Genomic DNA, 15,527 nt, shown 5'->3' with positions numbered 1-15,527 from the left:
GCCCCATGATTTCACAAACCCAACCGTAAAACTACTTCACACGCGCGACACTAGTAGAGCTGTAAGAGCGCATCCCTGCGGTCGCCTTGGAACTCGGGAGATACGCCCTTCTTGAGTTCCTGCTGCAACTCCTCACGGGTAACAGGATCGGCCTTGACGGACGCAAGCACAATGCACAATATGAGCAGTCGCAGTCGCATCGCCTCGTAGTTGTAAGAGCGTCTGATCGCATGCCTCATACCAGGATCGTCGGCGGCATCTTCAGGCAGACACATCCACTCCTGCGCTACGACCTTGTAGATGCCCTCGCCCGAGTCGTGTCGGTCGAGGATCTCAAGAATTTTTGCCTTGATGAGATCGTCGACTTCCTTCCTCTGGTCAACCATCGCTGGCCTCCCTGCTTCAAGCGTGTTCCGCACGCGAGCGGGGCCAACGTGTGCTGCTGACCGAACAGGAGTCCGGTAGACAACCGCTGATCGGTCAACACCACAGATGGTGCCCTTATATATGCACTATGTGGAAAGAATTGTCAACCATAAGCGGAATGTATCCTCGGTGACATGCAGGTGACTTTTACAACGTCCCGAACAGACCATTGACTCGGCTGTCCTCTTCGTCATAATCAGTCCTCACCTCGTTCGTGCTCTGCGGCTTGAACGTGATCCGTCCAGGATCGCGGGCCGCTCGCACGAAGGAGGTCTCGCTATGAGTGAGAAGTCTGCCGTCGGAACAGGCGGCATCACGGAGAACGGGATGGGGCTACTCCGTCTCCTCTCCGTCCGGATGAGCGATGGAACCCGAGCGCAGCTCGAGATCCTCGCACAGCTCAACGACCGCTCTCTCACCGAAGAGACGCGGTACGCGCTGGAGCACTGGGTCGACAAGTCCAAGTCCGACGCCGCCGTGCTCGAGCGCGCCGAGCAGGTACGAGCCGACATCGAACGCGAGGCCGCCACCCGGCGCAGCGCGATCGAGGCCGTCCTTGGCGGAAGCGCCAAGGGCACGATGCCAGCGACTCGCTCCACCAAACAGGCACCCTCGGGCACCTGAACACCCTCGGCAGCCGTGCCCGGAGTGGAGAACGCGCACGTTCCCCTCCGGCAAGGCTGCCTTCACCACTCGACCACGCGCGTCCGCTCGTTGCTGCTCTGCGGTCTCACTCGGTGAACAATCCATGTTCGCCGGCCGCTCGCAGGAAGGAGAAGAAGCAATGGTCAAGGGACTGTATGTCCCCGCACATGACGGGGAGCCGCTGGAAGTGCGTGACTTCGATGGCGACGCAATCGGCACCGCCGTCGGTGGCCTGATGGAAGCGGTGGACGTTCCGCCACTCGGGATCACGGTGTACGTCAACGAAGAAGGGCTGATCCACCACCTTCCCTTCAACTCGCGGGTGTCGTTCGCCTGGTGGTACTACGTGCCGCAGGCCAGGCGGTCGATGCTCGTCGGTGGCGCCGTCGTAGTCGGGGAACCCGACATTGACGGTGCCGACACGGACATCCCGGCGGAAGCGCTCGAGACGTTCACGAAGCCCCGGCACTGGGGGATCCTCATCGATCCCGGCGGCATGCCGGCCTCAGGCGTGATGCCCGACACGATGCTGAACCACGTCCTGCGGCCGCTCATTGCCGGGCGGCCGCAAAAGGTGGGTGAGCACCGCGCGATACGCCAGCTGCTTCGACGCGATGGCCTGGGCGCTGTCGTTGGGGGAGCGGTGGACGGAGATGGATGACTTCGCCATCCTGCCGATGAGTCAGGTGCTCGAGCACTTCGGCGTCACGCCGAGCGAGTGAGCGCGATGCCCAACACAAAAGGCGGCACCGATCCGATGGAAAGCTTTCACGCTCTCCCAGGGTTGGTGCCGCCTGTTTTACTTCTGGAACTTGCTCGCCCAGGCGCAGTACTCGACGTCGTACGACGGGCGCAGGAAGACGAGGTGCTCGTCGGTGTCCGGCACGGCGAAGATGGCGAACTTGTCGGCGTCGACGATCGTTTTGGCGCCACCTCCGCAGATCGCTGCAGTCTTCTCAGGGTAGTGCGCCTTCCAGTCAGTCGCGGTGTTTCCTCGAATGTCCGCAAGGACACGAGAAGCCCAGGTCGCGCTGGAGCTCCAATACTTGCTGAGCGCCGGGTACTGCTCTCGCATCTTGCGAATTTGCCTCGGATCGGTCGTGGCGCCTTCGACATAAACAAGTCCATGGATCTCGCTCAGCTCGAGCGCGCCGTGCACGGTTGCCATCTGGATCCCGCGATGTTCGTGCAGGGTCGCAACGAAGGCACCGTGCGTAAAGCTAAAGATGATCGTGACGAGGAGCGAGAGCCCGAGCATCATTGACAGCAACACGCCGACGACCTTCGTGCGCTTCACGAGCAAGAGCGGAGCCGCCAGCGCAACACTGATCAGGGCGAAGGCCGGCACGACGCGCGGCTTGATGATCGTGTCCGGGGTCAGGATCAGCGGGCCGAGGAACACGAGTGGGATCAGGAACAGGGCCGCGGCTGCGATGAGGATCTGGGGCATGTGGGGCTTGAGCTGGCGGATGACCAGAACGGTGGCGACAAGTGCCACGGCAATCGTCGCGATGAGAACAGGAGTGATGAAGCCGCCTGCGAAGTACTCGACCAGGAGATCACGAAGGCGTCCGAGGTTGCCGCGCACAGCTGAAAGCGACGCGCTCAGCTGCGTGTGGTTCGTAGCGGTCGGGATCAGCAGATGCACGATCAGGTAGCCGATGAGGCCCGCCGCGTACGCCCCTGCGACGCCGAGAGCGTCCAGGACTCCGTTGCGGATCTTCTTCTCGCGGAGCACAGTCATCGCGAGCCAGACGAGCGCGAGGCCGAGCTTGACGGTCGGCATCGCCTGGTAAATGCCAAAGCTGACAAACAGCAAACCTGCGCTCAGCGCGATGCCCTTCCAGGTACGTGAGAAGAACGTGAAGGCCGAGATGGCCAGTCCGTAGGCGATGAGCATGCCGAGGGCGTCGTAGTGGTAGCTGACGTTCTCGAGCAAGAACGGGTTCGCGATCAGCGGTGCCACGAACAGGAAGCTCTTGGCGGTGTAGTCGAGTCGTCGCTTCAGTAGCAGCCAGACGGCCGCCACAACGGCGACGATCCCGAGGATCTGGCCGAGTTGGCCCAAGTTCATGATCGGCGAGTTGAAGCCGCTCAGGAACTGTGTGATCCACTCCGCGACAAACCGACCGTTCGTGGCAAACGAATGAGCATCGCCGAACATCACATTCCGTGCGGTGTCGTCGTTGTAGTCGACATTCGCGCTAATGATCGGGAAGAAGAAAAGCATGGCAAGGATAGTGAGTGCCGTAAGGGTGGTCCGTGGCTTACGTTTCTTATCGAGGCATTTGGTGAGTGTATTCAGTTTTGACTTCATGCAATGGGTCGTATTATCAGGCATTCCTCGAATTAATGCAATGGCACGTAGGGCCTCTCGCTAGTGCTGTGTCATTACGCTCGCCTATGGATACCTTCGACGAACTCCACGCCATCACCGAACCTCACTGCCCGGCGCATGTTCCCCACGCTCGCATTGCGGGTATTGTCGCGGCAGTCGACGAAATCATATTCCTTGAATGCATAAGTGTGCGAAAATGGAGGCAGATCGCAGTGTCCCGGTCGAGCCGTCCGGCTCCCGCCTGCGACACCGTCACACCCTCCCGAGCGGCGCGGCACCCTAGCAGTGTCAGTGGTCGCCGGTAGCGTTGGATACGGCACTATGAGCACAACTTAAGGCGCGCCCTCGGCGCGGAGGAGCATGACCTGATGAAGCGCAGAGCGGCCGGATCGATCCGCTGCGACGGCCGCCTGGCCGCCGCAGCTTCCATATGTCTGCCCTGCTCCACGCCGAGGGGTTGCCGATGACAGCGCCTCTGACCGACTACCAGTCGAAGTACTTCGCACACGAGCTACAGAGAAGCCACGCTAATGATCACGTCGGCAAGATCGCGGGCCTTCTGTTCGATGCGCAAGTTGAACCGAAGCCACATCAGATAGATGCGGCCCTCTTCACGCTACAAACGCCGTTCTTACCGGGCGTGATCTTGGCAGATGAGGTCGGGCTCGGGAAAACGATCGAGGCTGGCATTGTCATCTCGCAGTACTGGGCTGAGCGTAAGCGTCGAGTTCTGATCATTGCACCTTCGAGCTTGCGGCAGCAGTGGCAACAAGAGTTGTACGAGAAGTTCCTGATCCCATCCACGATCCTCGATGCCAAGTCGAAGGACTTTTTGCTTGCGAACGCGAACGCCCGCACAGCTGAGATACTCATATGCTCCTACGAGTTTGTCCTCCGACACGAGACCGCACTGCTGAAGGCGTGGGACCTCGTGGTGGCAGATGAAGCCCACCGCCTGCGCAGCTACTGGAACGGCAAAGCGAAGATGGCCGAGGCCGTCTCGCACGTCGCCCGCAGCGCGCACAAAACGGTGCTGCTCACGGCGACACCGCTGCAGAACAAGCTCGAGGAGCTGTACGGCCTCGTCTCGATCTTCGACCCCGACTACTTCTACTCGCTCGACGCGTTCCGCGAGCGCTACATCAAGAGCCGTGACCTGACGGGCGACGACGACCTGGTCGAGCGTGTGGCATCGATCTCCAAGCGCACGCTCCGCAAGGACGCCAACAAGTACATCCGCTTCACGCAACGGATGCCGTTGACGATGGAGTTCACTCCGTTGCCCGACGAGGTGCGCCTGTACGACCTGGTCAACGACTACCTGCAGCGCGACGAGCTGTTCGCGTTCGCGGGATCGCAGCGCCATCTCTCGGCGCTCATCATCCGTAAGCGGCTCGGTTCGTCGACGTATGCCGTCGCGAGCACGCTGGAGAACATCGCCAACCGTCTGGCGGACGAGGTGGCCGCTGGCAAACTCCGTGACAACCGTGGCGGGCTGTTCCTGGCCGACTTCGAGGCTGGTGACGAACTCGAGGACGAGATCGTCGAGGAAGCCGAAGAGACGACGGATCAGGCATCGAGAGCGCAACTCGACGCCGAGACCCTCAAGCGCATGCGCGCCGAGGTCGATGAACTCCGCGAGTATGCCGCACTGGCTCGCTCGATCACCGTCAATCAGAAATCGGTCAAGCTGCACGAGGCTCTCGACATGGGCTTCGAGCGTCTCCGCGAGCTCGGCGCCGCCGAGAAGGCAATCATCTTCACCGACTCAACCAAGACGCAGGAGTACATCGCCCGCACGCTGGCCGACGCCGGTCGCGGCGAGGGCGTGGTGCTGTTCAACGGCTCGAACACCTCACCTGAGCAGACGGCGATCTACCAGGCATGGCTGACGGCCAACAAGGACGGCGATCTGATCACGGGCATCCCGGCAGTCGACCGACGCAAGGCGCTCGTGGACTACTTCCGCGAGCAGGGCACGATCATGATCGCCACCGAGGCGGCGGCGGAGGGCATCAATCTGCAGTTCTGCTCGATGCTCGTCAACTACGACCTGCCGTGGAATCCGCAGCGCGTCGAGCAGCGCATCGGCCGCGTGCACCGCTTCGGGCAGAAGCACAACGTCGTCGTCGTGAACTTCAGCAACAAGGGCAACGTCGCCGAGCAGCGCATCCTCGAGCTGCTGACGAACAAGTTCCAACTGTTCTCGAGCGTGTTCGGCGCCTCTGACGAGGTGCTTGGCGCGGTGGAGGACGGCCTCGACTTCGAGAAGCGGATCAGCGACATCCTCACCCGCTGCAAGACGGCCGGCGAGATCGATGCGGCATTCAAGCAGCTTGAGGATCAGTTCGCAGGCGAGATCTCGAAGGAGATGGCCAGCGCCAAGGCCAAGGTCTTCGACCACCTCGACCCGCACGTGCAGGATCGCCTGAAGGCGTACGACGAGCAGTCGGGCGACGTGCTCAACAAGTTCGAGCGTCTCCTGCTTGCGATCACGCAGCACGAGCTCCGCGACGTCGCGACGTTCGAGGGCGACGGCCGCACGTTCGTGCTGAACCAGGCTCCTACCAAGGATGCGCCGACGGGACGCTACTTCTTCAAGTCGAAACCGCTCCCGAACGCACACCAGTACCGCTACGCCAGCCCGCTCGCACAGCACGTTGCAGACACGGCGAAATCGCACGAGACGCCTGAGCGCGAATTGACCTTCTCGCTCAGCCAGTCGAAGCGGGCCAGCAACGCTGTCAAGGCGCTCGAAGGCAAGAGTGGCGAGCTGACGGTCAACCTACTGACCTTCACGATGCGGGTGCGCGACGAGGACATCTCCGAGTCGTACATGCTCGCCGGTGGCATGACCGACGACGGCCAGTACCTGGACGAGGAATACGTCGCCGACATCCTCGACCTCGCCTGCCAGGGCGTGGGTGAACAACCCGTCGCGGTCGACGTGGCCAAGGTCGAGCCGCAGCTCAAGGCGCGGCTCGGTGAGCTGGAGAAAGAAGTCCAGGGGCGCAACTCTCGCTACTACGACCAGCAGGAGGAACTGCTCTACCGCAACCAGCAGGATCGCAAGGCCGAGCACGAGGGCAAGATCCGCGAGTACCGCGCCAAGGAGAAGGAAGCCCGTAAGGCGGCGAAGCAGGCGGACGACCCGATGGAGCAGCTCAAGCTCAAACGTGAGGCCCGCAAGTGGGAGCGCCGGGCGGACGAAGCCGACGATGACTTCCGCGACGCACGCCGCAAGCTGCAGGCCGAGATTGACGAGAAGCTCGACATGATCGAGCAATCCCTACAGGGCACCCAGCACACCGAGCACCTGTTCGCGATCCGTTGGCGCATCGTCGCGTAACGGTCAGCGTTCACAAAAGACATCGAAATTGTTAAACTGAGGAAAGAGAAATACCCGATGAGCGAAGAAATCCACGAAACACCATCCACCACCCCGAACTTCCAGACTGAGCTGGCTGCCCAGCTGGCTGAGCTGATGCCCGAGGTCATCGCCGACGGCAAGGTGGACGTGGAGAAGCTCAAGGAACTGCTGGACGGCGACGCGGCCGACACCAGCGAGCGTTTCGGGCTGTTCTGGCCGGGCAAGAAGCGTGCACTGCGTGCCGCGCAGGAGCCGACTACGGCCACGCTGCGTCCTGACTTCGAGAACTCGAAGGACTGGGACACCACCAAGAACGTGTTCATCGAGGGTGACAACCTCGAGGTGCTCAAGATCCTGCAGAAGCACTATCACGCCAAAATCAAGATGATCTATATCGATCCGCCGTACAACACCGGCAAGGACTTCGTCTACCCGGACAACTACAAGGAAGGCCTCGACACCTACCTCGAGTGGACGCGTCAGGTCAACGAGGAGGGCAAGAAGCTCTCGACCAACGCCGACACCGACGGGCGCTACCACTCCAACTGGCTGAACATGATGTACCCGCGCCTTAAGCTCGCGCGGAACCTGTTGACCGAGGACGGTGTCGTATTCATCTCGATCGATGATGCTGAGGTTGCGCACCTTCGGAAGATTGCCGACGAGGTCTTCGGCGAGGCGAACTTCGTCGCGAACGTCGTTTGGCAGAAAAAGTACACGCGCGCAAACGACGCGCGCTGGTTCTCCGATAACCACGACCACGTCCTGTGCTACGCCAGAAAGAAGGCCGGGATGTCGCTCAATCTACTACCGCGTGAAGCTTCGCAACTCAAGGCGTATTCGAACCCGGACGGGCACCATAAGGGCCCTTGGAAGGCGACGCCTTTGCACGCAAAGAGCGGATCCAACACTGGGGGATATACATTCGCCAACGGTGTTACCTGGACTCCGCCAGCTGGGACCTATCGGCGCTTCAACGATGAGTCTATGAAGCGAATGGAAGAAGGTAACGAGATCTGGTTCGGCAGCGATGGTCGCCAGACCCCTTCTCGTAAGAGCTTCCTGTCGGAAGTTAAGGTCGGCGTCACGCCGGTTACTATCTGGGGTTACGAGGAGGTTGGGCACAACCACGAAGCGAATTCGGAGATCAAAGCCCTTGGCCTGGGCGGTTTGTTTGACAACCCGAAGCCCACCAGGCTTATCCGACGCATGGTGGCCCTTGCGACCGGGCCAAACGATCTAGTTCTCGATTTCTTTGCGGGCTCCGGAACAACTGCCCAGGCTGTGCTCGCTGCGAATGCGGAGGACGGCGGTAACCGGAGATTCATTGTGGCGCAGCTGCCCGAGCCGACTCCTGAGAAGTCGGAGGCTCGGCAGAAGGGCTATTCGACCATCTCTGCGATTGCCCGGTGCCGGATCGATGAAGCTGGCCAGGCAGTATCAGCCGAACTCGAAGAGACGCTCAACGACCGCTCGGAACCCCTGGATGTTGGTTTTCGCGCTTACACGCTCGCCGACACGAGCTTTTCGAAGTGGAAGCTCTCGAGTGACGTCGACCGGACTGAGCTCGAGCAGCACTTGGTCGACCTGCGAGAGTCGAGCAGCGCCGATGACGCGTCGGCGGATGACCTCCTTTCCGAGATCCTCCTCAAGCAAGGCTATTCCCTGACCGAGCAGATCGCCCCGGTCGAAGTGGTCGGCCTCGACCTGCGCTCGGTGGGCGACGGCATCGTGCTCGCCTACCTGAACGAGCACGTCAAGCCGACGCTCGAGCAGCTGCGCGCCGTCGCGGATGAGGACCCTGCTCGCTTGATCGTCCTGGAGGATGCGTTCCAGGGCGATGACCAGCTCAAGACCAACCTGGCTCAGCTCTGTAAGAGCAAGGGCATCGAGCTCTGGACGGCCTGATCATGGGAGACAACACAGCGAGTAGCGGATTCAAGTTTGACGCCAGCCAGCAGTACCAGCTCGACGCGATTAAGTCGGTGGTCGACCTGTTTGATGGTCAGCCGAAGGATGCCGAGAAGCTGGAGACGATGCTGCGCGGCCAGGTTGCCGCCGTCAACGAGACGGAAAATGCGGCGCTCGACCTCGATCTCTCGCAGGAGGTGGGCGCCGTTGGTAACCGCCTGGTGCTCGATCGCGACACGGTGCTGGCCAACTTGCAGCGCGTGCAGGACAAGAACGGTCTCGAGGTTGCCTCGAAGCTGTTCGATGACTCGGCGCTCGACTTCGATATCGAGATGGAGACGGGTACGGGTAAGACGTACGTGTACCTCCGCACCATCTTCGAGCTGGCGGAGAAGTACAACTTTACGAAGTTCGTCATCCTCGTGCCGAGTGTGGCGATCCGTGAGGGCGTGAACACGAGCATCCGGCTCATGCGTTCGCACTTCGAGAACCTGTACAAGAAGCGCAACATCACCTTCGACTCGTCGGTCTACAGCGGTAAGACGGCCGAGGAGGTGCAGTCGTTCGCGACGTCGACCAACGTGCAGATCATGGTGATGACGATCGACTCGATCCGTGGCAACGCGAACACGCGCATCATCCACCAGACGCGCGACAAACTGAACGGTCTCAAGCCGATCGACTATCTGAAGGCGACGCATCCGGTCGTCATCATGGACGAGCCGCAGAACATGGAGTCCCTGCTCTCTCAGTCGGCCGTGAGCGAGCTCGACCCGGTGTTCACGTTGCGCTTCAGCGCGACGCACAAGAAGCTCCGCAACGTCGTCTACCGACTCGATCCGGTCGACGCACACGACCTCGGCCTGGTGAAGCAGATCGTGGTGGCGGACGTGCAGCAGCAAGGTGCGGACGCGACGCCGTACATCAAGCTGGTCGAGGTCACGAACGACAAGGGCTGGGTTGCTCGGCTGGAGCTGTCCTGCCGGAAAGCGGACGGGTCGCTCGAGCGGCGCGTGGTGAACGTCAAGCAGAACCAGGAGCTGTCCGATCCTCGCCTGACGAACAACGCGAACTACGACGGCTGGCGCGTCAACGAGATGAGCATCGAACCCGCATACGTCGACCTGACGCTCCATGGCTACCTGTATCAGGGCGAGAGCATCGGCGGATCGTCTGGCGCGATCTACAAGGAGATGATCCGCGAGACGATCAAAGAGCACCTGCGCAAGGAGACGCAACTGCGCGCTAAGAGCATCAAGGTGCTCAGCCTGTTCTTCATCGACAAGGTGGAAAGTTTCCTCGGTGACGGCTCGAACAACAACGATGCGAACGGTCAGTTCGTGCAGTGGTTCGACGAGCTGTTCCGTGAAGAGCGTGCCAAGTCGCCGCAGTGGCAGGAGTTGCTCCCGCAGGATCCGGCCGAGCTGCGTCGCGGGTACTTCTCTGTCCTCAAGGGCAAGAAGGGCGCGGCGGACAAGTTCCAGGATACGTCCGGCACCACGAAGGCCGATGATGACGCGTACGAGCTCATCATGCAGCAGAAGGAGCGCCTGCTCGACGAGAACGAGCCGACGCGGTTCGTGTTCAGCCACTCCGCCCTGCGCGAGGGCTGGGACAACCCGAACGTCTTCCAGATCTGCACCCTGCGCGAGATGGGCGCCGAGACAGAGCGACGCCAGACGCTCGGGCGTGGTCTACGCCTGCCGGTCGCGAAGAGCGAGGGCGGCTACGAGCGCGTGGCCGACCGCGGCATCGCGACGCTGACCGTGGTCGCGAACGAGTCGTACAAGCAATTCGCCGACGCGCTCCAGAAGGAGTACAAGGACGCGGGCGTCGAGATTGGGCGTGTGCGCAAGGCGGAGTTCTCGAAGATCCCGCTACAGAACCCGGACGGGTCGCTCACCGATGAAAACCTCGGTTATGAGGGATCCGCGTCGATCTGGGAGCACCTGCTCGCACAGCGGTTCATCGACGAGGACGGCGTTGTGCAGCCGAAGTTCCAGCCGAACACGCTCGACTTCAGCCTCAACATGCCCGTCGACTTCATGTGGGCTGAGCCGTTCGTTATCGAGCTGGTCGGCCGCGCCAACATCGGCAAGTACGTGAAGCCGAAGAGCAAGCGCCATTCCCGCACGCTCAACAAGGAGCTGTTCGCGAACCCCGAGTTCGAGAAGTTCTGGGAGACGCTCAGCCGCCGCACCACGTACCGCGTCGAGGTGGAACGCGACCAGATCATCGAGAACTCGGTCAAGGCGATCAAGGAAGCACCAGACATCGACCCGCTGCGCATCCAGGTCACCCGCGCGGGCGTGAAAGTGCTTCGCGGCGGCGCGAAGGGCCAGGAACTCGGATCACGTCAGCAGGAACTCCGAGGCAGCTACGACCTGCCCGACATCATCGGAGAGCTGCAGGAGGCCACTTCCCTCACCCGCAAGACCATTGTCGACGTCCTCGTCGGCAGCGGCCGGCTGGGCGAGTTCATCGCGAACCCGAATGACTTCATCGCCATGGCCAAGCGCCTCATGCAGACCGAGCTCGCGAAGCTCGTCGTTGACGGCGTGCAGTACGAGAAGATCGCAGGTTCTGTCTACGAGCTGCGTGAACTGCGCAAGGACGGCGAGGAGGAGAAGGAACGCTTCCTCGACCAGATGTACAAGCTGGAGAACGCGGACAAGTCGACCTTCGACTACATCGTCTACGACTCCGACCCCGAACGCCAGTTCGCCGAGCTGCTCGACGGTCGCGAGGACATCAAGTTCTTCATGAAGCTGCCCGACAAGTTCAAGATCGACACCCCGGTCGGGCCATACAACCCGGACTGGGCGATCGTGAAGCACGAGGACGGCGAGGAGCGCGTCTACATGATCCGAGAGACGAAGAGCACGGAAGACGAGATCAAGCGCCGCCCGACAGAGAACGCCAAGATCAAGTCCGCCCGCGCACACTTCGAAGCGATCGGCGTGCCGGACTACGCCGTGTCGGTGCCGGGAGGGTGGAAGCTGTGACGGGCGAGGAATCGATGCGCGCAATCGAGTTGATGGACAAGGGTGGACACTTCTATCGCGCCGACTTCCAGGTTCATACACCGCGAGATGCGCAATGGGACGGCGAGCGCCCAGCGTTGGCGGATCGAGACAAGTGCGCAGCGAGCTTCGTAGCAGCCGCAAGAATGCGGGGCCTCGATGCAGTGGCAATCTCGGATCACCACGACTTCGCGTACTTCCCCCGCATCCGTAAGGCGGCTGCAGAGGAGATGCGCGAGGATGGTACCCCCGTGCCCGAGGCGGAACGCCTGGTCGTCTTCCCGGCGCTCGAGCTCACGCTGAGTGTTCCTTGCCAGGCGATCATGATCCTCGACGCAGACTTCCCCGAAGATCGCCTCGACGATGTCGTCAAGGCGCTCCACCTCGATCCGGTTGACGATGCACTCGACTCGGTCCCGCAGGTTACAGAGCTCGTAGATTCCGGCGACCTCAACGCCCTTCATGAGAAGCTTGACAGCCGGGACTGGCTGCGCGGTCGGTACATCGTTTTACCGAACGTGACCCCGTCGGGTTACAAGACCCTCCTGCGAACGTCGTTTCAGTCGAAGTACAGGGACATGCGCTCCGTCGGCGGATACCTCGACGGGAGCATCTCGGTTTTTGACAAGAAGGTGGGCGACAAGAAGATCCTCGACGGCAAGGTGCCTGAGTGGGGTTCGGAGAGGCTTGCCCTATTCCAAACTTCAGATTCGCGAACGGCCGACTTCTCTAACTTGGGAAGGCACTCGACTTGGGTGAAGTGGGCCGCGCCGACGGCAGAGGCACTTCGCCAAGCGTGTCTCGCCCAGGATTCACGCGTTTCACAGTCCGAGCCATCCCTGCCTAGCGCCTGGATCTCGCGGGTTGTCGTCTCGCAGAGCAAGTTCATGGGCAGGGTCGACGTTGCCCTCAACCCGCAATACACGGCGTTGATCGGTGGTCGCGGAACTGGCAAGTCGACGATCTTGGACTATCTACGTTGGGCCCTCTGTGATCAGCCTGCAAGCTCGACGGCGGAGGACGAAGTGGTGGATCCGCGAGTCCGCCAGCGTAGGCTAATTGAGGTCACGCTCAAGGCGCTCAATGCCCATGTGGAGGTGCACTGCGTCATCAACGGAATCACCCATGTGGTTCGCCGACACGCTGATGATGGCGCTGTGCAGCTCAAAGTCGGCGATGGCGACTTCGAGAAGGTTCGTGAAAGCGCGATCCAGAGCCTGCTGCCGATTCAGGCATATAGCCAGAAGCAGCTAAGCAGTGTGGCGATCCGGATCGACGAACTGCTCCGCTTTGTAACCTCGCCGATTCAGCGGGAGCTGGAGGAGATCGAGCGAAAGCAACATGAGGTCGCCGGACGCCTGCGCGAGAACTACGGATCGCTGCAGCGGCACCGGGATCTTTCAAGCGAGATCGAACGCTCGGAGCTGCGAGTCCGATCCCTCGCGGAGCAAGCTCAAGCGCTACGCGACGGACTTTCCGGCATCTCTGAAGAAGACCGTCTAGTCCTGGCCGGCAAGGCCGCGCATGATCGTGCCCGCGCGGCCGGGTCGGCGTGGACCCAGCAGCTCGCCACGGCGCATGCCGAGCTGACCGAGTTGGCTTCCCGGTTCGATATCTCCCTCGGCGAGATGACGAAGCCGGATGGAGTGCCCGCCGACATCGCAGCCGAAGTCGATGCGTCGTTTGACGCCTCGGTGGCGGCTTTGTCGGCTTTGAAGGACAAGGTCGCGATTCTTGCCGGAGAGCTCGCGAGCCTCCTGAACGACGGAGGCGCCGTGGCGGGCCCACGGGCGGACCTTGCGGCGAAACTGGATGCTTATGAGCAGACTTACTCTGGGGTGAAGACAAGGTCATCCGCGCACGAGGCGAAGTTGGCCGAGCTAGCGGCTCTAGAGCAGCAGCAGAAAGCTGCGTCTGAACTCGCCCAGCGGCAACGTAGAGAGCGACACCCTCGGCAAGCCGGACGAGAAGCACCGCGAGCTTCGCAGGGAGTTGACGACCGCTCGAACGGAGCGCTCGGAGGCGCTCGCTGCCCAGTGTGCTGGCCTGTCAGCATCGTCGGATGGAATGATCCGCGCGACCTTGTCTGTGAGCCGTGGCTTCGATGCAGCGCTCGCCAAGTTCAAGGCTCTCGTTACTGGATCGAACGTTCGCACGAACAAAATCGAACGGTTCTTTGACGAACTGGCCAAGGAGTCCGATCCGGCCGCAACGTGGGAGATGGTCCTTGAGGAGCTTGAGTCGCTGATGCTCCTTGAAACTGATGTTGACGTAAACTCCGAGCAGACCCCCACGCTGTCGCGGCTGGAGTTCGCGGTGGCGGACCAGAAGAAGATAATCCCGAAGCTGACGCCCGATGGTTGGCTAGACCTATCCCTAACAGAACTCGCTGATTTCCCAGAGTTCGAGTATCGGGCCAAGGAAGACGAGTACATCCCATTCGATTCAGCGTCGGCCGGTCAGCAGGCTTCAGCCTTGCTCGCGACTCTGCTGTCTCAGGGAGGAACTCCGCTTATCATCGACCAGCCAGAGGACGATCTCGACAGCGACACTGTCCAAGAGATTGTGGCCAAGATCTGGGAATCGAAGAGCGGCAGGCAACTCATCTTTTCAAGCCACAATGCCAATCTGGTCGTGAATGGAGACGCAGACTTGGTGCTGGTCTGTGCCTATGTCAACGCTGGCGATCAGTCCGCCGGCCACATCATGGAACAGGGAGCAATCGATGTTGCGGCGGTGCGTGATCAGATTACGGCTGTGATGGAAGGCGGAGAGAAGGCATTCCGGTTGCGCAAGGAGAAGTATGGCTTCTGACCTCAGCGTTTGGCCCACGTCTCCAAAGTTGCCAGGCCAGCCAATTAGCGGTTCCGCCCATGGGAATCGCGCGTCTTGACCCCTCGGCGTAGGAGGATGAATCGCCCCGGGTCTGGTGGAGGCTCTGATCCCACGGGAGGATGAGCACCATGGCAGCACCGAGGAAGTACCCCGACGAGCTCCGGGAGCGGGCCACGAGGATGGCAGTGGAAGCCCGACTGGATCCAGCCACGCGAGCGGGAGCGTTCCGCCGGGTGGGTGAACAGCTCGGCGGGATCCATCCCGAGACGTTGCGGACCTGGGTTCGGCAGGCCGAGATCGATGAGGGGCATCGTGCCGGGACCACGACAAGCGATGCCCAACGGCTTCTCGAGTTGGAGAAGGAGAATCGTGAGCTGCGGCGTGCGAACGCGATCCTGAAGTCTGCGTCGGCTTTTTTCGCAGCGGAGCCAGGCCGCCCACAGCGTTGATTGTGACGTTCATCGATCAGCACAAACAGGAGTTCGGCGTCGAGTCGATCTGCCGCACGTTGACCGCGGCGGGCACGCAGATCGTGCCGAGCACCTACTTCGCGTTCAAGACCCGCCCTCCCTCGAGGCGCACGATTCGGGACGAGGAGCTGCTCGTGCACATTCGGCGTGTTCGCGCGGAGAACTTCGGCGTCTACGGCGCGAGGAAGCTCCACGCCCAGCTGCGTCGGGAAGGCATCTCGGTGGCGCGCTGCACCATCGAGCGGCTCATTCGCTCGGCGGGTTTGCGCGGTGCGAGCCGGGCGAAGGGGCCGCGCACCACTATCCCGGGCAATGGGCCCGATACCCGTCCTGACCTTGTGGAACGGGACTTCAGTGCGACGGCCCCGAACCAGCTGTGGGTCGCGGACATCACGTACTGCCGCACATTCTCGGGCTGGGTCTATGCCGCGTTCGTCATCGACGTGTTCTCCCGTCGCGTGGTCGGCTGACAGCTCTCGAAATCGCTGCGGACAGACCTCGCGCTGGAC

Annotated in this window: 11 protein-coding genes and 1 other annotated feature; of the genes, 9 read left to right on the top strand and 2 right to left on the bottom strand. The window is 61.5% G+C overall.

Going from position 1 to position 15,527, the window contains the following annotated elements:
- Positions 1-50: 50 nt before the first annotated feature.
- On the bottom strand, positions 51-386 hold the full coding sequence (locus V7066_RS27995; protein WP_334186207.1) for a hypothetical protein: 336 nt from the start codon (positions 384-386) through the stop codon (positions 51-53).
- A gap of 367 nt (positions 387-753) precedes the next feature.
- Between V7066_RS27995 and V7066_RS27990 the strand changes: the two genes are divergently transcribed.
- Complete coding sequence (locus tag V7066_RS27990; protein WP_334186206.1) at positions 754-1,050, top strand: hypothetical protein; 297 nt, start codon at positions 754-756, stop codon at positions 1,048-1,050.
- A gap of 124 nt (positions 1,051-1,174) precedes the next feature.
- On the top strand, positions 1,175-1,732 hold the full coding sequence (locus tag V7066_RS27985) for a DUF3846 domain-containing protein (protein WP_334186205.1): 558 nt from the start codon (positions 1,175-1,177) through the stop codon (positions 1,730-1,732).
- A 138-nt stretch (positions 1,733-1,870) separates the two neighbouring features.
- Here the strand turns inward: V7066_RS27985 and V7066_RS27980 are convergent, their stop codons facing one another.
- On the bottom strand, positions 1,871-3,388 hold the full coding sequence (locus V7066_RS27980) for a glucosyltransferase domain-containing protein (protein ID WP_334186204.1): 1,518 nt from the start codon (positions 3,386-3,388) through the stop codon (positions 1,871-1,873).
- A 484-nt stretch (positions 3,389-3,872) separates the two neighbouring features.
- On the opposite strand from V7066_RS27980, the gene V7066_RS27975 reads away from it, so the two are divergent.
- The 7 genes from V7066_RS27975 to V7066_RS27950 all read left to right on the top strand — a co-directional run bounded on the left by V7066_RS27975 (position 3,873) and on the right by V7066_RS27950 (position 15,488).
- Positions 3,873-6,758 carry an SNF2-related protein gene (locus V7066_RS27975; protein ID WP_334186203.1) on the top strand — a complete coding sequence of 962 codons (2,886 nt, stop codon included), beginning with the start codon at positions 3,873-3,875 and terminating at the stop codon, positions 6,756-6,758.
- 57 nt (positions 6,759-6,815) lie between these two features.
- Positions 6,816-8,687 carry a site-specific DNA-methyltransferase gene (locus V7066_RS27970; protein ID WP_334186202.1) on the top strand — a complete coding sequence of 624 codons (1,872 nt, stop codon included), beginning with the start codon at positions 6,816-6,818 and terminating at the stop codon, positions 8,685-8,687.
- Positions 8,688-8,689: 2 nt separating this feature from the next.
- On the top strand, positions 8,690-11,695 hold the full coding sequence (locus V7066_RS27965; RefSeq protein WP_334186201.1) for a restriction endonuclease: 3,006 nt from the start codon (positions 8,690-8,692) through the stop codon (positions 11,693-11,695).
- Entirely contained in the window at positions 11,692-13,893 is a 2,202-nt protein-coding gene (locus tag V7066_RS27960; protein WP_334186200.1) for an AAA family ATPase, read from the top strand. The genes V7066_RS27965 and V7066_RS27960 overlap by 4 nt, the downstream gene beginning before the upstream one ends.
- Positions 13,781-14,527 carry an AAA family ATPase gene (locus V7066_RS27955; RefSeq protein WP_334186199.1) on the top strand — a complete coding sequence of 249 codons (747 nt, stop codon included), beginning with the start codon at positions 13,781-13,783 and terminating at the stop codon, positions 14,525-14,527. The genes V7066_RS27960 and V7066_RS27955 overlap by 113 nt, the downstream gene beginning before the upstream one ends.
- Positions 14,528-14,667: 140 nt before the next feature.
- Positions 14,668-14,997 (top strand): transposase, encoded by a 330-nt coding sequence (locus V7066_RS28865; protein ID WP_442947394.1) that lies wholly within the window; start codon positions 14,668-14,670, stop codon positions 14,995-14,997.
- Positions 14,958-15,086, top strand: a sequence feature (AL1L pseudoknot). Its footprint overlaps the gene before it by 40 nt.
- On the top strand, positions 15,000-15,488 hold the full coding sequence (locus V7066_RS27950) for an IS3 family transposase (RefSeq protein ID WP_334186198.1): 489 nt from the start codon (positions 15,000-15,002) through the stop codon (positions 15,486-15,488). (Overlaps the previous feature by 87 nt.)
- Positions 15,489-15,527 lie beyond the last annotated feature (39 nt).

The organism is Novosphingobium sp., assembly GCF_036820275.1.
Taxonomy (GTDB): Bacteria; Pseudomonadota; Alphaproteobacteria; order Sphingomonadales; family Sphingomonadaceae; genus Novosphingobium.
Note: the sequence above shows the minus strand (reverse complement) of the source record. Positions and strands in the feature narration are given on the sequence as shown.